Origin of the sequence: Xanthomonas arboricola pv. guizotiae (assembly GCF_002940205.1) — a bacterium.
In the GTDB taxonomy this organism is placed as follows: Bacteria; Pseudomonadota; Gammaproteobacteria; order Xanthomonadales; family Xanthomonadaceae; genus Xanthomonas; species Xanthomonas arboricola_C.
The window spans coordinates 78853-99431 of sequence record NZ_MDSK01000010.1; the positions used below are offsets into that span (position 1 = coordinate 78853).

Annotated in this window: 11 protein-coding genes and 3 pseudogenes; 5 read left to right on the top strand and 9 right to left on the bottom strand. The window is 66.3% G+C overall.

Features of this window, described 5'->3' with window-relative positions:
• Positions 1-79: 79 nt before the first annotated feature.
• Positions 80-556: an Hsp20/alpha crystallin family protein gene (locus XarbCFBP7408_RS08230; RefSeq protein WP_104562544.1), complete on the bottom strand. Its 477-nt coding sequence runs from the start codon at positions 554-556 to the stop codon at positions 80-82.
• A gap of 161 nt (positions 557-717) precedes the next feature.
• Here XarbCFBP7408_RS08230 and XarbCFBP7408_RS08235 point away from each other — a divergent pair, with 161 nt between their 5' ends.
• The 4 genes and pseudogenes from XarbCFBP7408_RS08235 to XarbCFBP7408_RS08250 form a co-directional block, all read left to right on the top strand.
• Entirely contained in the window at positions 718-1200 is a 483-nt protein-coding gene (locus tag XarbCFBP7408_RS08235) for a peroxiredoxin (protein ID WP_016903926.1), read from the top strand.
• 43 nt (positions 1201-1243) lie between these two features.
• Positions 1244-1804, top strand: a complete 561-nt coding sequence (locus XarbCFBP7408_RS08240) for a ferritin-like domain-containing protein (protein WP_104562545.1) — start codon at positions 1244-1246, stop codon at positions 1802-1804.
• Between the two features lie 269 nt (positions 1805-2073).
• Positions 2074-2139, top strand: a pseudogene (locus tag XarbCFBP7408_RS08245) (bacterioferritin); the annotation flags it as partial.
• A 269-nt stretch (positions 2140-2408) separates the two neighbouring features.
• Positions 2409-2474 (top strand): annotated as a pseudogene (locus XarbCFBP7408_RS08250) (bacterioferritin); the annotation flags it as partial.
• A gap of 218 nt (positions 2475-2692) precedes the next feature.
• Here XarbCFBP7408_RS08250 and pbpC read toward each other — a convergent pair.
• The 3 genes from pbpC to XarbCFBP7408_RS08265 all read right to left on the bottom strand — a co-directional run bounded on the left by pbpC (position 2693) and on the right by XarbCFBP7408_RS08265 (position 9095).
• Positions 2693-5113, bottom strand: coding sequence for a penicillin-binding protein 1C (gene pbpC, locus XarbCFBP7408_RS08255; protein ID WP_104562595.1), 2421 nt, complete (start codon positions 5111-5113; stop codon positions 2693-2695).
• A gap of 165 nt (positions 5114-5278) precedes the next feature.
• Positions 5279-6226, bottom strand: coding sequence for a glycerophosphodiester phosphodiesterase family protein (locus tag XarbCFBP7408_RS08260; protein ID WP_181106693.1), 948 nt, complete (start codon positions 6224-6226; stop codon positions 5279-5281).
• Between the two features lie 157 nt (positions 6227-6383).
• Entirely contained in the window at positions 6384-9095 is a 2712-nt protein-coding gene (locus XarbCFBP7408_RS08265) for a TonB-dependent receptor (protein WP_258072065.1), read from the bottom strand.
• On the opposite strand from XarbCFBP7408_RS08265, the gene XarbCFBP7408_RS23090 reads away from it, so the two are divergent.
• A complete protein-coding gene (locus tag XarbCFBP7408_RS23090) occupies positions 9094-9402 on the top strand; it encodes a hypothetical protein (protein ID WP_258072066.1) in 309 nt (102 codons plus the stop codon). The two genes, XarbCFBP7408_RS08265 and XarbCFBP7408_RS23090, sit on opposite strands and share 2 nt — an antisense overlap.
• A 330-nt stretch (positions 9403-9732) precedes the next feature.
• Here the strand turns inward: XarbCFBP7408_RS23090 and XarbCFBP7408_RS08270 are convergent.
• The 5 genes and pseudogenes from XarbCFBP7408_RS08270 to prpF all read right to left on the bottom strand — a co-directional run bounded on the left by XarbCFBP7408_RS08270 (position 9733) and on the right by prpF (position 20544).
• A pseudogene (locus tag XarbCFBP7408_RS08270) lies at positions 9733-10199 on the bottom strand (REP-associated tyrosine transposase).
• A gap of 147 nt (positions 10200-10346) precedes the next feature.
• A complete protein-coding gene (locus XarbCFBP7408_RS08275; RefSeq protein WP_104562547.1) occupies positions 10347-15284 on the bottom strand; it encodes an alpha-2-macroglobulin family protein in 4938 nt (1645 codons plus the stop codon).
• Positions 15285-15861: 577 nt separating this feature from the next.
• Positions 15862-16833 (bottom strand): nucleoside hydrolase, encoded by a 972-nt coding sequence (locus XarbCFBP7408_RS08280; RefSeq protein WP_104562597.1) that lies wholly within the window; start codon positions 16831-16833, stop codon positions 15862-15864.
• Positions 16834-16939: 106 nt separating this feature from the next.
• On the bottom strand, positions 16940-19156 hold the full coding sequence (locus XarbCFBP7408_RS08285) for a TonB-dependent receptor (protein ID WP_104562548.1): 2217 nt from the start codon (positions 19154-19156) through the stop codon (positions 16940-16942).
• Positions 19157-19344: 188 nt separating this feature from the next.
• A complete protein-coding gene (prpF, locus tag XarbCFBP7408_RS08290; RefSeq protein ID WP_104562549.1) occupies positions 19345-20544 on the bottom strand; it encodes a 2-methylaconitate cis-trans isomerase PrpF in 1200 nt (399 codons plus the stop codon).
• Positions 20545-20579: the final 35 nt, after the last annotated feature.

Here is a 20579-nt window from a genome sequence, read left to right on the forward strand (position 1 = left end):
GGCGGGCAACCGCAGCTATTCTACGGTGCGGTTGCCGCCGGGAAGCGAAGCATGCCGCTCCGCTCCAGGTTTTGCTGGCTTACTGCACCGTATTGCCGGCCGGATCCTGGCCGTTGCCGACCTGGATGCGGCGCGGGGTGGCCGCCGGGCGCTTGGGGATGCGGATTTCCAGCACGCCGTTGTGCCCGGTGGCGGTGATGCCGTCCGGGTCGGCACTGTCGGGCAGCGCAAAGCGGCGGTGGAAGCTGCCGTAGCGGCGCTCGATGCGCGAGAAGCGCTCGGTCTCGGTGCTGGACTCGCCCTTGCGCTCGCCCTTGATCGACAGGATGCCCTTGTCCATCTGCACCTCGATCTGGCCGGGGTCGATGCCCGGCAGGTCGGCATACAGCACGAAGTGGTTGGCCTCTTCCTTGATGTCCACGCGCGGCACCCACTGCGCGGTCACCACCGCCGATTCGTCGGTGTCGCCGTTCTGCTCGAAGAAACGGTCGAACACGTGCTTGATCTCGTTCTGCAGCGCATGGGTGGGCCACTGGGGATAACGAACGACGTTCATTGCGAGCCTCCAAAAGGTTGGGTGAGGGGCCGGCTGCCGCGGCGCGCGCCGTTGCGCCGGCCATGTGCGTCAGATAGGCGTGCCGCTGCGGATTTCAAGCGCGTTGACGCGCTTTTCCCCCGCCCCTTTCTAGACTTCGTTCAGCCACAGGAGCCCGCCCGATGACCATCCACGTTGGTGACCGCATTCCCGAAGTCGTGCTCAAGCGCCTGCGCGAGGGCATCGAGGCGGTCGACACCCACAGCCTGTTCGCCGGCCGCAAGGTGCTGCTGTTCGCGGTGCCGGGCGCGTTCACCCCGACCTGCTCGGCCAAGCACCTGCCGGGCTATGTGGAGCACTTCGACGCATTCCGCAAACGCGGCATCGAGGTGCTGTGCACCGCGGTCAACGACCCGTTCGTGATGCAAGCCTGGGGCCGTAGCCAGCTGATCCCCGACGGTCTGCACCTGCTGCCCGACGGCAACGCCGAACTGGCCCGCGCGCTGGGCCTGGAGATCGACGCCAGCGGCTCGGGCATGGGCCTGCGCTCGCGCCGCTATGCACTGTATGCCGACGACGCCGTGGTCAAGGCCTTGTTCGTCGAAGAGCCTGGCGAATTCAAGGTGTCTGCCGCCGATTACGTGCTGCAGCACCTGCCAGATTGATGCATTGATTCCCCCCAACCACTCACAAGGAAACCGGCCAGCCATGTCTACCCAGCCAGCCAAGCAACTCCCCGACGGCATCACCGATACCGCCACCTTGCGCAGCCGCGCACGCCAGAGCATCGAAGACGGCGCCATCACCGAGAGCTACCACGCCGACCGCGAGGCGGTGATCGAGCTGCTCAACACCGCACTGGCCACCGAGTACGTGTGCACCCTGCGGTATTACCGCCACTATTTCATGGCCAAGGGCATGCTTGCCGACGCGGTCAAGGGCGAGTTCCTGGAGCATGCGCAGCAGGAACAGGCGCATGCACACAGGCTCGCCGAGCGCATCGTGCAGCTGGGAGGCGAACCGGACCTCAACCCGGACACGCTGACCAAGCGCTCGCATGCCGAATACAAGGAAGGCAGCGACCTGCGCGACATGGTCAAGGAAAACCTGATCGCCGAGCGCATCGCCATCGACAGCTACCGCGAGATGATCGATTTCATCGGCGACAAGGACACCACCACCAAGCGCATCCTGGAAGACATCCTGGCCCAGGAAGAAGAGCACGCCGACGAGTTCGCGGACATGCTGGAAGGCTGGATCGGCGAGTGAGCCGGGTGATTGCAATGCAGCGATGCGTTGTGATCGATGAGCGGCGTCGCTCATCGCCATGGAAATTGAAGTCGAGCTTGAAATCGACTCGATGATGAAACCGCTGGATACCGTAGGAGCGCACCCGGGCGCGATGGGGCATTCCCGGTAACGCCCCATCGCGCCCGGGTGCGCTCCTACGGGTGTGTGCATGCTGGCCGGGCGCAGCACGTGCGCGGTCAGCGCAAGACGCGAAAGCGCAGCTGCGTCCATGCACCGTCACTGGCCATCTGGCCCAGGAAGAAGAGCACGCCGACGAGTTCGCGGACATGCTGGAAGGCTGGATCGGCGAGTGAGCCGGGTGATTGCAATGCAGCGATGCGTTGCGATCGATGAGCGGCGTCGCTCATCGCCATGGAAATTGAAGTCGAGCTTGAAATCGACTCGATGATGAAACCGCTGGATACCGTAGGAGCGCACCCGGGCGCGACGTGGCATTCCCGGTAACGCCCCATCGCGCCCAGGTGCGCTCCTACGGGTGTGTGCATGCTGGCCGGGCGCAGCACGTGCGCGGTCAGCGCAAGACGCGAAAGCGCAGCTGCGTCCATGCACCGTCACTGGCCATCTGGCCCAGGAAGAAGAGCACGCCGACGAGTTCGCGGACATGCTGGAAGGCTGGATCGGCGAGTGAGCCGGGTGATTGCAATGCAGCGATGCGTTGCGATCGATGAGCGGCGTCGCTCATCGCCATGGAAATTGAAGTCGAGCTTGAAATCGACTCGATGATGAAACCGCTGGATACCGTAGGAGCGCACCCGGGCGCGATGGGGCATTCCCGGTAACGCCCCATCGCGCCCAGGTGCGCTCCTACGGGTGTGTGCATGCTGGCCGGGCGCAGCACGTGCGCGGTCAGCGCAAGACGCGAAAGCGCAGCTGCGTCCATGCACCGTCACTGGCCATTGCGGTGAGCGTATGCGTGCCGACCTCGGCAAATTCGCGCTGAAATCCCTGGCGTGCGTTGGTCTGTGCGATCCAGCGGCCGTCCAGCAACCAGTCGATGCGCGCGTCGCTGCCCAGGGCACGCAGTTGCAGGCGCACCGGACGCGAGGTGGCGTTGGCACGTGCCAGCGTGGCGCGATCGCTCAGCCCGTCGATACGCAGCACACCGCCACCGGTCATGCGCCCATCCGGCAGACAGTCCGCCGCAAGTGGCGGCAGTTGCGCGGCTTTGCGCTCGGCGGCACTGAGCCAGGGCGACACCAATGCCGGCCAGCGCGCCACTGCATGCGGCACGCGTTCATGCGCCTGGCTGCACTCCTGCGACAGCCGCTGGCCGCTGCGCGCATCCACGTCGAAATGCAGCTGCCCGCTTTGCCATAGCCGCGCATCGCGCTCGGCAAAGGTGGGCGGCACTGCGCCATCGAGTACGTAGGCGTCGGCACGGCGTGCGCATTGCACAGCCGGTGTCTGCTCGGCCGCGCCGCCGAGCGGCCAGCAGATGTCCAGCGCCTGCACGGTGGCCGGCATCGGCGCCGGCGCGCTATCGCCGGCGCTGCGCGGCAAGGCATCGATGACTTCGAACATCAGCGGCAGTGCGGTGACGGCGCCGTACTGGCCCGGCAGCGGCGTGCCGTCCGGACGCCCCACCCACACCCCGACCGTGTAGCGACGCGTGCCGCCGATCGCCCAGGCATCGCGGTAGCCGTAGCTGGTGCCGGTCTTCCAGGCCACGCCCGGGCGCGTGGCGGTGTCGAAGGTGCCGCTGCCGTAACCGGGGCGCGGATTGCGTTGCAGGATCTCGCGCACGATCCAGGCCGCACCCGGCGACATCAGCCGGCGCTCGATGCGCGGATCGTCCGGTGTGTAGCGCACGCGCCCGGCGATGCCGCCACGATTGAGCGCCGCAAACGCACCGACCAGTTCCTGCAATTGCGCGCCCGTGCCACCCAGGATCAGCGCCAGATTGGGCACGCTGCCGTGCGCAAAGCGCAGCGCGATCCCGGCATTGGACAGCCGCGCGGCAAACCGCGCCGGGCCGATCCGGTCGAGCAGGTCCACTGCCGGCACGTTCAGCGACAACCGCAACGCCGTCGTCGCGCTCACCGGCCCATTGAACGCCGCATCGAAATTGCCGGGCCGATAACTGCCAAAACTCTGCGGCGCATCCACCAACAGGCTTTCGGAGTGGATCAACCCATCGTCCAGCGCCATGCCGTACAGGAACGGCTTGAGCGTGGAACCGGGCGAGCGCCAGGCCTGCACCATGTCCACATGCCCCAGCCGCTTGCGATCGCCGAAGCTGGCCGAGCCGACATAGGCGCGCGCTTCCATGGTGGCATTGTCCACCACCAGCAATGCCGCGGAGGTGCGCTCGGGCAGCTGCGAAAAGTATGTGGTGACGCGTTCTTCCAGGGTGCGCTGCAGTTCCACATCCAGCGTGGTCACGATGCGTGCCGCGCGCGGTTGCGCGCTGTGCAACCGCTGCGCGAGCAGCGCCGCATGCAACGGCGGTTTGAGCGAGCGCGTCACCACCGGTTCGATCCGCGCATCGTCCACCTGCGCGCGCGACCACACGCCCAGCTCCACCATGCGATCGAGCACCTTGTCGCGCGCGCGTTGCGCGGCCTCGGGATGGCGATCCGGGCGCAGGCGGCTGGGCGATTGCGGCAATACCGCCAGCAACGCAGCTTCGGCCTGCGACAAGGCCTTGGCCGGCTTGCCCAGGTACGCCCAGCTGGCCGCTTCCACGCCTTCGATGGTGCCGCCATAGGGCGCGCGCTCCAGATACAGCGTCAGAATCTCGCGCTTGCTCAGGTGCGCTTCCAGCTGCAGCGCGCGCAGCAGCTGCTTGGCCTTGCCCCACGGCGTGCGCGTATGCGGGTCGAGGATGCGCGCCACCTGCATGGTCAACGTCGAACCGCCGGAGACGATGTGCCCCTGCCCGATCCACTGCCCGCCGGCACGCAACAAGCCCCACGGGTTGACTCCGGGATGGCGCCAGAACCAGCGGTCCTCGTAATTGAGCAGCGCCTGCAGATACAGCGGCGACACACTCTGCGGGCTGGCCGGATAACGCCACACCCCGTTGCGGTCGGCGAATGCGCGCAGCGGCGTGCCATCGCGTGCCACCACCAGCGTGGAGGTGTCCCGTGATCTGGGCAGCGGCAGTGGGAATGCCAGGTCCAGCAGCAACACCGCAGACAACAGTGCCACGGCGCTCCAGCGTAGCCAGCTCAACCAGCGACGTCCGTTTCGGACCTGGTGCCTCGGCACTTGCGGGCGCTGCTGCGTCCGTTCTGTTCCTGTCTGTGCCTGCGATCGCTCATCCATCATGCCAAGCATGCAGCGCAAAACGCGTTTAGGCCACTGGCGCAGCGCCAATCACCTGGTGCCGGCCCACGTTTCTGCGCCTCGGCGGTCGCGGAAGCTCAGCGTAGCTTCGCCACGACCGCGGGAGAAGCCGGACCACACGGCGTCACCAATGATGTCGTGCGCTCAGCGTTTTTCGAGCTTGGCGCGATAGCGCAGCAAGGCTTCCGGCGCGTCGGTCTGGATGATCGACACGCCCTCGCGGTAAAGACGGCCCCACACCTTGTCGGGATCGCGCGCGGCATCGGCGTCGCCACCGTAGCCGGCAATGAAGCCGTCCCACAGCGAGTTGACCATCAGCCGCACCTTGTGTGCCTTGCTCACTGCAACCAACGCCGGCAATTGCGCTGCTGTCATCTTGGGCAGCTCGAACGCGACCGGATGCGCGTTGCGGGTCTGCGCAGTGGCGATCGCGGCCAGGTCGGCATTGCCATGGGCGTTGATCAGGATCGGGAAGAAATACACGGTGTCGAACGGCGGCATCGCCGCCAGTGGCGGCGTGGCGATGCCGGCTTCGGCCTTGACGATCACCTGGTGCTGCATGCCGGCACGCGCGACTGCGTCGACCACCTGCACATAGATCGCATCCTTGACGTCGAGGTTGAGCAGGATGTGCCCCTTGGCCTTGGCGAGCATCTGCTCGAGCGTGACCAAGCGCTGGTTAGTCAGCGGCGCCTGCGCACCACCTTCATCGCTGCGCAGGCGCAGTTTCTGCAGGTCGGCCAGCGTCAGCTCGGACAGCTTGCCGGTGCCATCGGTGGTGCGGTCCACGGTGGCGTCGTGCAGCATCACCAGGGTGCCATCGGCGGCACGCCGCACATCGGTTTCCATCACGTCGGCGCCGATGGCGATGCAGCGCTCCAGCGCGGCCAGTGAGTTCTCCGGTGCGCTGTCCTTGAAACCATGTTCCGGTGCCGGCGCGTGGCAACCGCGATGGGCCACCACCACGATGCCGCCGTCAGGATTGGTCAGCCGGGCCTGGATTGCGGCCACGCCGGTGGGCGCCGCGCTCGCATGGGTGGCCAGTGCCGCGCACAGCATGGCCGCGACGGTGGCGGCAGTACGTAAGCTCATCGAACAACTCCACTATGAAGGGGTTAACAGAACCATTGCGCTACCGTCAGGTGAGCGCGGTCGGCACGCGGCATGGCATCTGCCAGGTGCACATCTTGATTTCCACGCACTGCACGCACCTACCTGGGCTCTACTCGTCATGCCAGCTTCGCCGCGCCTAGAATGTCGGCGTAAAGCGCAAGCCGAACCAATACGTCGTGGGTACCGAATAACTGTCCTTGAGCAGGTTCTGCCCGGGGCCGGTCACGCTGGTGATGCGGCTGTGGGTGAGGTTGCTGACCTGGCCGATCAGGCTGAGCTGTTTGCTGATCGCATAGGTCGCGGTGACATCCAGCTGCGAACGCGGCGACCAATACAGGTCCTGCCAGTCGATATTGCTGACGATGGCACGCAAGGCCTTGCCCTGGCGATTGTAGGCCGCGCGCAGCTCCAGCCCGCCGGTGTTATAGAACAGCGTGGCGTTGGCGGTGTAATCGGGCTGTCCGACCAGGTTGTCGAGCTTGCGCTCGCGCTGACTCACATTGTTGCCGCTGCCAACGCTGTAGGGCACATCCAGGCTGCCATCGAGCACCGCAACATTCGCGCTGAAACCGACTCCACTCAGCCACGGCGCGATCGGCGCCAGGGTGTTGACGATGCCGTTGAATTCCACCCCGCGGATACGCGCCTTGGCGGCATTTGCCGGCGTGCTGATCAACGCGTTGGCGTAGGTGGTGCCGTCGAACGTGAAGCTGTCGGTGCGCGAAAGCGTAAAGATCTCGTCCTGGATGCGCTTGTCGAACACGGCCGTGGACGCGAACGCGTCGAAATCGCCGGGCAGGCGCCATTCCAGCGACAGATCCAGGTTATTGGACACGCGCGGCTTGATGTCCGAGTTGCCGATGGTGACGGTGACGCCTTGCGCATTCGGGTTGCCGGCATCGGCCGTGTTGACGAAGCCGATCGAGGTGCGCGCCGCGTACGCATCGTATGGCGGGCGGCCGAGCGTGCGGCTTGCGCCGGCGCGCAGATCCAGTGCATCGGTCAGGTGGTAGGTCATGATGGCCGAAGGCAGCAGATAGTGGTAATCCGCAGTGGTCGGGTTATCGACATAGACGTAGCGGTTGCTGGCGGCATCGAGTTGGCGCTGGCGCCCCACCGTGTCCAGCTTGGTGCTGTCGAAATGCACACCGGCCTGTACGTTGAGCCGATCGCTGCGATAGCTCACCAGCCCATAGCTGCCGAAGGTCTTTTCGGCGTGGGTGAAGTTGTCCTGATTGCTGAAGGCCTGCTGGTCGGTGCTGTTGAACGCGCTCAGCGGCGGTGCAGCCAATGCGCGATGGGCCTTGTCTGGATCGATGGTGATCAGGTTCAAACCGGCATAGCGCATCGGCGCCCGGCCGGTGCCCGCCACATCGGCCAGGCCGAACGCCGGCGCACTGGCATTGGGCTGATACTCGACGCGATAGATGTCGTAGGACGGCTTGTCGGTGGTGTACGACACGCCTGCGGCAAAGCCGATGCCCTGATCGCTCTCGCCCTGGTTGAAACCGTAATCCAGCCGGCCGGTGAGGATGCGATCGGCCGCAGTGCGTTTGTAGTCCGGGCGCCAGTACGACAGGCTGTAGTTGCCCAGATCGTTGTAGGCCTGCGGCGATACCCCGAAGCGCTGATCGAAGCCGGAGGTGTCGTAGTTGAATGCGTAGTTGGGCGTGGCATTGATGGTCACACCGCTGCCGGTCTGGCCCACCGGTACCGGTGCGGCGCGGGTGATGCCGGTGGCATATTTGATCATGCGGATCGGCTCGTCGTAGGTCGCATCCGACCAGGCGCTGCGCGCGGAGAACTGTTGCCGATCGGTGGGCCGCCAGATCGTGCCCAGCTGCGCGACCTTGGTGCGCGTGGTGACGATCTGGTTGGAATAGCCCACCTCGATGTCGCCGCCGGGATAGCTGCCGGAGGTGGCGGTCTGATTGAACACCTGGCCACGGTTGCGCGGGTCGATGATGACCTCGTTGCGCTCCATGTTGTCCTTGAAATAGTAGTAACCGGCCGTTGCATGGGCTTCCAGGGCGGCACTGGGATGCACTTCGAACTTGCCGGTGACGCCATAGCGGTCGCGCTGGTTCTGCACGTACCAGTACTTGTCCTGCTGCGGCACCGCCCAGCCATTGCCGAGATTGGCGCCGGTCTGCAGCACGCCGTTGTTGTCGTAGAACCCGTAATGCACCGTGTCGGTGGTCATATGGGTTTCGGTGTAGCTGCTCAGCGTCTGGTAGTTGGCCGACAGGGTGACCCCGTACTGCTGCTCGCTGCCGAAGGTACGGCTGCCGGTGGCGTTCAGACGATAGCCGGGGTCGTCCTGGTCGCGCGGCTTGCCGACATCGTTGGCGTGGCCCAGCGCGGCTTCGGCACTGAAGAAGGGCTTGCCGCCGTTTTCGAACGCGCTGCGCGTCTTGAGGTTGATCGCCCCGCCCGTTGCGTTGGGGTCCAGGTCGGGCGTGAAGGTCTTGACCACCTGCAGTTCGCTGACCATCGACGCCGGCAGCAGGTCCAGACGCACGCCGCGGGTGATCGAGCCAAGCGTGCCGTTCGGCGTGCCGGGCGAGGCAATGGTCAGCCCATCGATGGTGACGTTGTTGTAGGACGGGCCCAGGCCGCGCAAGACCGGTGTGGCGGCCTCGTCGCGCGGATGTTCGTTATCGGTGGCCGGCAATACCGACAGGCCGGGCACGCGGCGCAGCGCTTCGACGATGGTGCTGTCGGGCAAGGCGCGCACGTCGGTGGCGCTGATCACATCGGTGATGTTGGTCGCCGCGCGCTTGCTTTCCACCGCGGCGGCATTGGCACGGCGCACGCCGGTGACCTGCATGGCGTCGAGGGTCTGCATGCCGGTTCTGGTGGTGGCCGCTGCGTCGCCAGTGGATACCTCGCGTTGTGCCGATGCAGGCGACGTGGGTGATGCAGGCGAAGTGGACGATGCAGGCGATGCAGGCGATGCAGGCGATGCAGGGTCTATGGAATCAGCGGATGTATCTGCTGGCAATGAAGAACGTTTCCTTGCAGTCGCAACTTCAGCCGCGGGCGTGGTTGTCTCGTCATTATTGGTTGTATCTGTAGATGTAGATGTAGCTGTAGTTGTAGCTGCGCTCGCTGATGCGCCCGCGGTCGTGGTCATGGCCGCAGCAGCCGTTTGAGCTGAAGCGTCGACTGGAATGGCCGCACGCTCGTTGGCACGCGCGTGCGGAGCTGGCGAGCACGCCGCAATGGCAACGGCGAGAACGGACAGGTGCAAACGGTACGAATCGGAGCGCTGCATGGAATCCTGCGATCGCGCAGCAAAGACGCCGCGCCTATAAGAAAGCACGCCAACGTAGCCACTAAAAATGACCCTTGCATGTCGCTTGCATCGCATCGAAAAGACAGTGCGCAGCACTGTCGCCGCAGGCGAAGCAGCGCTGGCGTAGGAGCGCGCTTGCGCGCGATTGGGCATTCCCGGGAAAGCCTCATCGCGCGCAAGCGCGCTCCTACGGCAGCCAGATTGCATCCCAGAATGGATAGTCGCCGACCCGCTCGACCAGTCCGGCGCGCAGCGGGTTGGCGATCAGGTAACGAGCCACGCTGCGCAGATCGTCGTCCTTGCGCAGGCCGCGGTCGTGGTAGGCCCGCGCCCAAACCGCGGCGGGCACCCCGCGTTGCTGGTTGACTGCACGCGTGCTTGCTGCCTTCATGCAGGACACCGTCCGCGCGAGCGGAGTGACATCGCCTAACTGCACCAGCCAATGGACATGGTCCGGCATCAGCACCCAGGCAAGCAACGTGGCATCTTCTGGCAGCGCGGCGATGAACGCGCGGCATGCTGACGCGGCCAGCTGAAAATCGTCGAACACACGTCGCCGCTGCCAGGTTGTAACGGTGAGGAGATAGCAGCAACTGCCAGCGAGCGCCGGCCACGACGAAGCGCACGCTGTCCTGCGGAAATGGAGTTGATCATCGATGCATGCTGGCCCAGCCACGCAAACGCTTGCATCGGAGCGAGACGCCCGCTGCGGTGAGGAAACCCCCGAACGTAGGAGCGCGCTTGCGCGCGATGAGGCGTTACCGGTAAAGCCCCATCGCGCGCGAGCGCGCTCCTACTGCCCTACGGCTGCACCACCGTCATCGTCGCTGGCGTGCTGCGCCCCACGCCGCGCAGTTCCGGGCGGTACATGTCTTCCACCAACGATGGTGGCACCGTGTACGTGCCCGGGGTGACTGCGCGCACCAGGTAATACAGCTGCGCCTTGCTGCCCGAGGACAGCGCCAGCGCGGCCACGTAGCGGTCGTCGCGGAACTCTTCGTGCTTGAGGTCGGCGGCGCTGGAACGCTCGCTGATGCCGATGCCGTCCACCACCACGTCGGCCCATTGCTTGGCATCGCCGAGATTGAAGTTCTCGATCTCCAGGCCGGCCGGCAACAGGTCGGTCAGCAGCGCGTCCGGCATGTTGCTGTTGGCGGTGATGGTGACGCGCACGATCAGCGCTTCGCCTTCCTTCAAGGCACGCGGCGTCCACGGTTTGCCGTCGGTGGTGTACCAGCTGCGCTCCACGCTGAGGGTGCGCGTGTCCGGCTCCGGTGCGCTGCGCGGGATGCCGGCCACTTCCAGGCTGGCGTACATCGGTGCCTCGCCCTGCGGTGCGAACTGCACGCCGCGCGCCAGGGCGGCGCTGTCGAAACTGCGCCCGAACAGGCGTGCCGGCGCAATCTCCTGCGTCTGGCCGCCAACGGTCAGGGTGCCGGACACCTGCTTGCCCTGCCCGACCATCAAGGCCTTGCCCAGGCGCGCCAGCGCCACCTGCTCCTGCGTACTCAGCCACAGCCAGCCGGTGGCGCGGCGTGCATCCAGCGCGCGGCCCAGTGCCACTGCGCGGGTGTCGTACTCGGGCCTGGACAAGCCACGCTCGTGCAGCAGCGCCATCATCAAGGCATCGTCGCGGATCGCGCTGCCGTAATCGGCGAAGTACGGCGGACGCTCGCTGCTGTCCTTGGCAAAACCCGCCTTGATCGCCGCCTGCCCACGCTTGGTGTCGCCCTGCAGCGACAACGCGGCGCCCAGATGCACCAGCGACAAGCCGGTCAGCGCCTTGTCGCGCTGGTTGTCGTACAGCGCGCGCAGCGTGCCCAGCGGGGCGCGGTTGACGCGTGCCAGCACATAGCCGGACCAGGCCTGGTTGGCGAACTTCAGGCTATCGCGGCGGTCCTGCCCGTAGAACTCGTTGCCACCGGACAGCAGGTCCTCGCTGAGCCGATTGAGCGCCTTCTGCAGCACGTTGTCGGGCACCGCAAAACCGGCGTCCTTGGCGTCGAGCAGGAATTCGGCGATGTACGGGGTCAGGCCCGGATTGATGTAGCCATCGTCGCCCCACATCGAAAAATGCCCGCTGGCGATCTGCATCGAGGCCAGGCGACCGAATGCGCCTTCCATGCGCTCGCGGCGCTTGACCGCCTCCAGCCCCTTGGTGCCCAGTGCCCTGGCGGTGGCATCGTCGAGCAAGAGCGCGGCGTAGCCCTTGCTGGTGGTCTGCTCGGCGCAGCCGTACGGGTACTCCAGGGCGCCTTGCAGGGCGCTTGCGAAGGGAATCGGCGGCAGTGCGCTGACCACCATGCGCGCGGTCACCGAGCCGGCCATCAGGCCATCGGCAACGCCGCTGTCCAGGGTGATCGGCGCCAGCGGATCGAGCACGCGCGTCTGCGCACGCAACACCTGCGGCCAGCCGGCACGCACCGGCAGCTCGTAGCTGCGGTCGGCCTTGAAGCCGTTGCCGTCCACACGCACGCGCACCTTGGCCACGCTATAGCCTTCGGTGGCGCTCAGCGGGAAGCTCAGCGTCTGCTTGGCGTCCACGCCAAGCTTGACGCTACGCGCCGCCTCGGCGATGGCCAGCGGGCCGATCCCGTCCACGCGCACATTGAACTCGCCTGGCTTGCCGGTGAAGTTCTGCACATCCAGCGTCACCGTGCTGCGGTCGCCCGGTGCCATCACACGCGGCATGCTGGCCTCGGCCAGGATCGGCGCACGCACCACGGTTTCCACCGCGTGGTTGCCGAACCGCGTATCCGAATACACCAACGCCGACACCCGCAAGGTGCCGTTGAAATCCGGCACCGGCAGTTGCACGCGCGCATTGCCCTTGGCATCGAGCTTCACCGCGCCGGAGAACAGGTCAACGGTCTGCACGCGCGCGGTCGGGCGCTTGGCCTGCGGCAAGGCTTCCAGCGCCATGTCGCCGCCGAACTTGAGCTTGCCGCTGGCGCCTTCAAAACTTTCGATCACCCGGCCATAGATGTCGTAGGCATCGGTGCCCAGACGACGCTGCGCGAAGAACTGCGCGTTGGCATCGGGCACCGGGAAGCGGGTGATGTTGAGGATGCCCACGTCCACCGCCGAAATGGTCACGTGCGCCGCCTTGCCGGCCAGCTCGGGCACGCTCACCGTCACCGGCAACGCCTGCTCGGGGCGCATCTGTTTGGGCGCAGCCAGGCCCACCGCCACGCGTCGCGCCTTGCGATCCATCGGCACATACGCCACGCCCACCGCACGCGCCGGGGTGATCTTGCTCGGCGCACTGCCGCCGCGGAACACCAGCGCGGTGACGTAGACATCGTGGCGTTCCCACGCGTCGGTCACCGGAATTTCGAAGCTGCTGCCTGGCTTGACGTCGATGTCCTGCACGTACAGCAGCTTGTCGCTTTCCACCAGCAGCACGCCCTTGCCGGCATGCGGCGGGGTCAGCGTGACGGTGAGCGTGTCGCCGGCGCGATAGGCGGTCTTGTCCAAGGCCAGCTTGACCTTGTCCGGGCGCGCGTCCAGACCGCGATTTTCGTCGTTCCAGCTCCAGCCGGCACGGAACGGGTAGCGCGTGGTCAGCCCGGTGGACGGGTCGAACACATCCAGGCGGTACTCGCCCCACTCCACCGGGACCTCGAGCTTGGCGTTGCCGCCGGCGATGTCGAGCGTGCGCGTGTCCTTGTTCTCGAAGCGGCGGGTGAAGTCGTAATCCCAATGGTCGTCGGTGTAGTTCCAGTGGTAGTCGCGCAGCTCGCGCACCAGCGTGGCCTTCAGGCCCTTGCCCGGTTGTGGCTTGCCATCGGCATCCACGCGGGTGATTTCGAAGCGCGCGGTGCCGTTGGCGTCGGTGCCGTCCTTGTCGTCGAACAGGGGGCGCACGCCGACCAGTGCCTTGGCCGGCCACAGCACGCGCTTGACGCTGCGGGTGACGGTGCGCCCGCCGGTCTCGTACACGCTGCCCGAGACCACCGCCGCGATCGTGCTGACCGGCTTGGCTTCGGCAGGCAGCGCGATGTCTTCGCGCACTACGCCATCGCTGCCGAACTCGGTATCGATCACGTCCTTGGCGTCGCGCGGCAGCTCCAGCGTGGGGTCGCCGAAGAACCAGCCCGGCAAGGACTCGAGCGGATGCTGCTCGACGCTGACCGCAAGCTTGGCGGTGAAACGGTTGCCCTCGGCCGGCGCGCCATACAGGTACGCGGCATTGGCGACCAGCGTGAACGGCTGGCCGGCGCTCAGGGTCTTTTGGGTGCTGTCCAGATCCAGCTTCATGCGCTCGGGCAGGAACTCTTCCACGCGCACGGTCATGCCCTGCACGGCGTCCTTGCTGGCCGGATCGGTGCGGAATTCCACCTGCCAGCGGCCGGTCGGCGCATCGGCCGGAATCTGCTGGCTGAACTCGAAATAGCCCTGCTCGCCCGGCTGCAGCCTGGTCTCGCGGAAGGTCTTGCCGTCCGGCTGCTTGAGGCGCAGGAACACCGGCTGCCCGCCTTTCGTCGGCCCGGCGGTCGGCTTGCCGTCGTTGTCGCGCAGGATCGCCGACACGCGCATGGTCTCGCCGGGGCGATACAGGTCGCGACCGGCCCAGGCGAACACGTCGAACCAGGCGCTCTCGCGCCCGGCCACTGCGAATTCGCTCAGGTCCAGCGCCGGCTGGTTGAACGGCAGCACCGAGATATCGGTCTTGCTGCGCGCCACCAGCACGTGGCCGGCATCGAGCGTGTAGTTGAGCAGCGCATTGCCGTTGCCGTCGGTGGCGCCCTTGAGGAATAGCTCGCCCTTGGCATCGAGGATGCGCACTTCCACGTTCTTGATCGGCTCGCCGCTCTGCAACGAGGCGGTGTGCACGAACAGCTTGTCCTTGTAGGCGCGCGTGTGCAGGCCGATGTCGCTGACGGTGAAGAACGCGGTATCGAAGCCATTGTCGAAACTGCCGGCACGCTTCATCACCGCAAAGTACAGGCCCGGCTCCTGCAGCTCCTTGATGTCCTGCGTGGGCAGGTAGGTCAGCACGCGCTCGTTCTGCTTGCCGCCGAGAATGAAACGATTGACATAGACCGGGTCGGCCAGCTTGGACAACGGCTGCTTGTCGCTGTAGTCGCTCTCCAGCTCCCAGCTGCCGCGACGACCGCCGCGCTGGAACTGCTGGAAAAATGCCGGCAGCGACTTCTCGCGTACGCGCAGGAACTCCACGTCCACTTCCGGCACGTTGACCGACACCACCGGCAGGCCGCGGCTCTCGCGTGCCGGCAGCACGCTGCCTTGCGAAGCGAACCCGGCCACCGGCTTGAGCGCGCCGGTGTAGACCTTCTGCTTGAGCGGCTTGCCCAGGCGGCTGCCATCGGCGGCCAGCAGGTTGGCGTCGACCAGCACGGTGTAGTCCTTGGCCGCTTCCACGTACGGGTAGCGCAGCGTCTTGCCGTCGTCGGACAGCGTCCAGCTGCTGTCGCCGGTGCCGACCTTTTCCTCGAAACGCACCAGCGCATCGAAGTCCTGCGTGCCCACCAACGGCCGCGAGAATTCCAGCGCCAGCGATAGTCCATCGCTGGTCTGGTCGGGATAGGCGCGCGCCAGCGCAAAGCCGGTGATGGCCTGCTTGTCGGCCTTGATCGCCTCGCCAGTGGCGGCAGGCAGCTGGCCGCTTTCGTTGCGCTTGCACGCCACCGCGCCGATCGCCACGCCCAGCAAGACCGCCCACAGCAGCATGCGCCGCGTGCCAAGCCAGTTCGTCCCTGATTGCTGCCTGTCCATTCGCGCTATCCCACGACTAAGGCGGCCAGTATAGCGGCGCGCATCCTGCGGAGGCCGCGCACGGCAGCCCCGCCCTCATCCGGCGCTGCGCGCCACCTTCTCCCGCCTGCGGGAGAAGGCAAGGGCGATGCTGCGCCACCTCCACGCTGCCAACGCTGTCTTCCCGCCTGCCAATGCTGCCCTGCTCCGCCTGCCAATGCCGCCCTCCCCTCCGCCTGCGGGGGAAGGCAAGGGCGATGCTGCGCCACCTCCACGCTGCCAACGCTGTCTTCCCGCCTGCCAATGCTGCCCTGCTCCGCTTGCCAATGCCGCCTTCCCCCGCCTGCGGGGGAAGGCAAAGGCGATGCTGCGCCACCTCCACGCTGCCAACGCTGTCTTCCCGCCTGCCAACGCTGGCCGTCCCGCTTGCCAACGCTGTCTTCCCGCTTGCCAATGCTGCCTTCCCCCGCCTGCGGGGGAAGGTGCCCGAAGGGCGGATGGGGGCGTTTCAAACTCACCCACCGTCATCCCGCGCTGCGCGCCACCGTCTCCCGCAAGCGGGAGAGGGATGCCCAGAAAAGGCCTTCGGCAAGCTCGCTCAGCGCAGCAGTTGCTGCATGTACAGGTCGATCAACGCCGGCTTGTACGCACGCAGGCAGGCCTGCACGTTCGGCGCCCCAGTGCCTTCGCGGGTGTAGCCCTGCGCATCGACGTCCAGATGCAGCGGCGTGGTCGGGCACAGGTCGGGGCGCAGCAGCCAGGCCACCGGCACTGCGTCGAACAGGGTCGGGGTGGCGCTGGCCCAGGGCTGATCGGTATTGCGCCACTGGTAATACAGCTGGGTGAGCGCATCGGTGAGCCCATCGCCATGTGCAAACAAGGCGATGCGCTCGGGTTCTTCCAGCGTGATCTGGGTGGCGTCCAGCGGCAGCAATACGATCGGCACGCCGGCCGCGAACACCCGCTGCGCCGCCGGTACATCGGAGAGGATGTTGTACTCCGGCGCCGGCGCACTGGCCGGCCGATAGGCCGACTTGCCGTAGCCGACGCGTACCGACCCGCCCATCGCCACGATGCGCTTGAGCCTGGCAAAGCCGGCCGGGTCGCGCTGCTGCGCCACTGCGGCGTCGGTCATCGGCCCCAACACCAGCAAGGTCACCTTGCCAGGATGCAGGCGCGCCTGCTGCAGGATCATCGCCGCCGCATCCGGCAGCTGGCCGGGCAACTGTCCCCTGGCGGCCCAGCGCGCCTGGCTGAAGGGGATCGCGCTGGTGGTGCGTGCGCCCACCGCCAACGGAATCTCGCTGCGCCCGGCCTGCTGCAACAGGCGCTGCAGCAACTGCGCACGCACGCTGGTATCGCCCCAGGCCGATGCGATGCCCAGCACATGCAGCTGCGGGCTACGCAGCAGCAGCCCGAGCGCAAACGCATCGTCGATGTCGTCGCCGATATCGGTGGAGACCACCAGCAACTCGGAGGACGTCGACGTGGGCATTGGCGCCGGCTGCGCGGCGGTGGCGGCAGGCGTCTGCGCCCATGCCACTGTCGACGCACACCACAACCCCAGCATCCACCACATGTTTCGCCATCTCCGCTGCATGCATCCACTCCTGCGACCATAAAAAAACCGCCGGCATGTTGGCCGGCGGTTCGCTAGTGCTACACCACGACGCCGATCAGAAGTTGGCGCGGAACTGCGCACCGACGATGCGCGGGTCGTTGATGAAGCCGGTGAGGTTGTTGAAGTCGATCGCACCGGTCACGCGGATCTGGTTGGTGCAGTTGCGGCAGAACACCGACAACTCATACGCGCCCGCGCCCCAGTTGTAGCCGATCTTGGCGCCGCCTTCGACCAGCGGCTGGCCGGTGAACTCCTTGGAGTCGTACAGGAAGAAGTTCACTTCGCTGCGGTAGGACCAGTCGGTGTAGAAGAACAGCTCGCCGTCGTTGCCCATCGGGATGCCGTAACGCAGGGTGGCGTTGGCCATCCACTTGGCAGCCTGCGGCAGGTCGTTGCCGTCGATGATGGCGTTGCCGGCCGCATTGAGCGGGTCGGTCACGGTGCAGGTGCGGCACACGCCCACCGACAGGGCCGGGTCGTCGATGCGGGTCCAGTTGTAGGCGCCGCCGGCGGTGAGGCGCAGGTTCTGGGTGAGCAGCGCTTCGAAGTCGAACTCGGCGCCGCGCGCCTTGGTCTTGTCGGCGTTGAGCAGGCGCACGTCGTTGGAGACGCCGCCCACCGCGGTGAGCTGCTGGTTCTTGACGCGGAAATCGTAGATGTCGAAGCTCAGACGCGCGCGGTTGTCGAACAGGTCGGACTTGATGCCGATCTCGAACGAATCCACCGTCTCCGGCTCGGCCACGGTCAGCGGCGCGGTGCCCGAGGGCACGCCGAAGCTGGCGCCGCGGAAACCGCGTGCGGCACGGGCGTACACGTTGACGTCGTCGTTGATGGCGAAGGTGGCCGCCAGATCGCCGGTGACCTTGGAGTTGTCGGTCTCGCCGCTGGACGGCTCGACCAGCGTGACGCGGTCCAGCGCCAGCACGTCGAAGGTCTTCTTGTCGTAGGTGTAGCGGATGCCGGCGCGCAGGTTCAGGCGATCGGTCGCCGCATAATTCAACGAGCCGAATGCCGCCCACGAGGTGTTGCGCTGGCGGGTCAGCTGGTAGCTGGCCAGGTCGCCGCCGCTGAAGGTGTTGTAGGTGTAGTTTTCGCCTTCCACATCGTCGTGGAAGTAGTACAGGCCGGCCTGCCAGTTGAGCGGGCCGTCGTATTGCGATTCGGCACGCAGTTCCTGGCTGTACTGGTCCAGGCTCTTGATGCCGCCGGCGGTTTCCACCGGGAACGGAATCACGCCCGGGCCGGACGGCGGTGCGAACACCGCGCCGAAGCCGCCATCGATATCGCCGCGGCTGTAGTACTTGCCGATGCCTTCGTAAGCGGTGATCGAGTGCAACGCGATGTCGCCCAGGTCCCAGCTCAGGTTGGCGCTGCCGCCGTAGGTCTGCAGTTCCTGGGTGTTGGCGCCGTCGATGAAGGATTTCTCTTCGTCGAAGCCATCCACCAGCTGGTTGGTGCCGGGCTGGATGATGTTGGCGCGGAACAGCCGCGCGGTGCCGTCCAGGTGACGCGCATGCGCGTTGAACAGCGCGCTGAAATCGTCGCTGGCCTGGTACAGCAGCTGCAGGCGCACGGCCGAATCGGTATAGCCTTCCAGATCGCGGCCGTCGCGGTTTTCCACCCAGTCGTCGCGGCGCTGGCCCAACGTGGACAGACGCGCCGCCCAATGCTCGCCCATGGCGATGCTCAGGCCGCTTTCCAGCGTCATGGTGCCGTAGGTGCCGTAGGACAGGCTGGCGTAGCCGTCATTGGCGCCGATGGTCGGCTTGACCGAATTGAACTTGACCACGCCGGCCGGCGTGTTGCGGCCGAACAGCGTGCCCTGCGGGCCGCGCAGCACTTCCAGGCCTTCCAGATCGAAGATCGGGAAGCCCTTCAGGAATGCGTTTTCCTGCACCACGTCGTCATAGATCAGCGACACCGGCTGCGAGGCATAGGTGTTGAAGTCGGTATTGCCGTAGCCGCGGATGTACACGCGCGGGAACACACGGCCGTTGGACGATTCGATGTTGAGGCTGGGCGCCTTGCCCGCAAGCACGCGGATATCCGAGCCGCTGGTGGAGATGGCATCCAGGAATTCCGGACGCAGCACCGATGCCGAGACCGGCACGTCCTTGGAATCTTCCGAGCGGCGCTCGACCGTGACCTTGACCGCGTCCAGGCGCACGACACCGTCGTCGCCGGGCGCCTGCTGGGCAGCGGCATGGAGCGGGAGAAGGGAAGCAACGGCAACGGCGAGCGCGCTGATCTTGAGCGACCGGCTGGCGGACATGGGAAGACTCCGAATTCGGTTGGCGGAGCGGCCTGATCTGCATGCCGCGTTGCAACAGAATTAACACGATTTACACAAATTTGGCAGAGCGCGTGCGAAAAAGTTTTTCGAATTCGAAAATGCGTTCGAATTAATGCAACACGCCCGTGCAATTTGTGCGTTGGGGCCTGCCCGGTCTCAGCGGGCGATCAGCCGCCCTCGGTGGCGTCGACCGGCACCCGCACCCAGCCTTCCATCAGCACCCGCGCACTGCGGCTCATCAGCGCCTTGGTCACCTGCCACTGGCCGTCCACCAGTTGCGCCTCGGCGCCGACGCGCAGGGTTCCGGAGGGATGCCCGAAGCGCACCGCAGCACGCGCCGCGCCGCCCGCGGCCAGATTGACCAGGGTGCCGGGCACCGCGGCCGCGGTGCCGATCGCCACTGCGGCGGTGCCCATCATGGCGTGATGCAACTTGCCCATCGACATCGCGCGCACCAGCAGATCGAGCTCGGCGGCATGCACCGGCTTGCCGCTGGAGGCGGTGTAATCGGCCGGCGGCGCCACGAACGCCACCTTCGGCGTGTGCTGCCGCGTCGCTGCGTCTTCCACCTTCGCAATCAAGCCCATCCGCACTGCGCCATGCGCGCGCAGGGTCTCGAGCATGGTCAATGCATGCGGGTCGCCATTGATCGCTTCCTGCAGTTCGGTACCGGTATAGCCCAGGTCGCGCGCGTTGACGAAGATGGTCGGGATGCCGGCATTGATCAGCGTCGCGGCGATCGTGCCCAGGCCGGGAATCTCCAGCTGATCGATCAGCTGGCCGGTGGGGAACATCGCCCCGCCCTCGCCTTCGGCATCGTCGGCCGGGTCGAGAAATTCCAGCTGCACTTCGGCGGCAGGAAAGGTCACCCCGTCCAGTTCGAAGTCGCCGGTTTCCTGCACCTGGCCATCGGTCATCGGTACATGCGCCACGATGGTCTTGCCGATATTGGCCTGCCAGATCCGTACCGTCGCCACGCCGTCGCGCGGCACCCGCGCGGCATCGACCAGGCCATTGGCGATCGCAAACGGCCCCACCGCCGCCGACAGGTTGCCGCAGTTGCCGCTCCAGTCCACCAATGCGCTGTCGATGGACACCTGCCCGAACAGATAGTCCACATCGTGCCCGGCACGCGTACTGGCCGAGACGATCACGCTCTTGCTGGTGCTGGAGGTCGCCCCGCCCATGCCATCGATCTGCTTGCCGTAGGGATCGGGGCTGCCGACCACCCGCAGCAACAACGCATCGCGCGCAGGCCCGGGCTGCTGCGCGGCAGCGGGCAGATCCTGCAGGCGAAAGAACACGCCCTTGCTGGTGCCACCACGCATGTAGGTGGCGGGAATGCGGAGTTGGGGGAGATGGGTCATGGGAGGGCCGGGATTGGGGATTGGAGAATGGGGAT

Excerpts from the sequence above, each read along its gene's own strand:
- XarbCFBP7408_RS08240 (WP_104562545.1), top strand. The coding sequence starts at position 1,244 with ATGTCTACCCAGCCAGCCAAGCAACTCCCCGACGGCATCACCGATACC.
- XarbCFBP7408_RS08260 (WP_181106693.1), bottom strand. The coding sequence starts at position 6,226 with ATGAGCTTACGTACTGCCGCCACCGTCGCGGCCATGCTGTGCGCGGCA.
- XarbCFBP7408_RS08235 (WP_016903926.1), top strand. The coding sequence starts at position 718 with ATGACCATCCACGTTGGTGACCGCATTCCCGAAGTCGTGCTCAAGCGC.
- prpF (WP_104562549.1), bottom strand. The coding sequence starts at position 20,544 with ATGACCCATCTCCCCCAACTCCGCATTCCCGCCACCTACATGCGTGGT.
- XarbCFBP7408_RS08275 (WP_104562547.1), bottom strand. The coding sequence starts at position 15,284 with ATGGACAGGCAGCAATCAGGGACGAACTGGCTTGGCACGCGGCGCATG.
- XarbCFBP7408_RS08280 (WP_104562597.1), bottom strand. The coding sequence starts at position 16,833 with ATGCTGGGGTTGTGGTGTGCGTCGACAGTGGCATGGGCGCAGACGCCT.
- XarbCFBP7408_RS08265 (WP_258072065.1), bottom strand. The coding sequence starts at position 9,095 with ATGCAGACCCTCGACGCCATGCAGGTCACCGGCGTGCGCCGTGCCAAT.
- XarbCFBP7408_RS08230 (WP_104562544.1), bottom strand. The coding sequence starts at position 556 with ATGAACGTCGTTCGTTATCCCCAGTGGCCCACCCATGCGCTGCAGAAC.
- pbpC (WP_104562595.1), bottom strand. The coding sequence starts at position 5,113 with ATGGATGAGCGATCGCAGGCACAGACAGGAACAGAACGGACGCAGCAG.
- XarbCFBP7408_RS23090 (WP_258072066.1), top strand. The coding sequence starts at position 9,094 with ATGCCGGTTCTGGTGGTGGCCGCTGCGTCGCCAGTGGATACCTCGCGT.
- XarbCFBP7408_RS08285 (WP_104562548.1), bottom strand. The coding sequence starts at position 19,156 with ATGTCCGCCAGCCGGTCGCTCAAGATCAGCGCGCTCGCCGTTGCCGTT.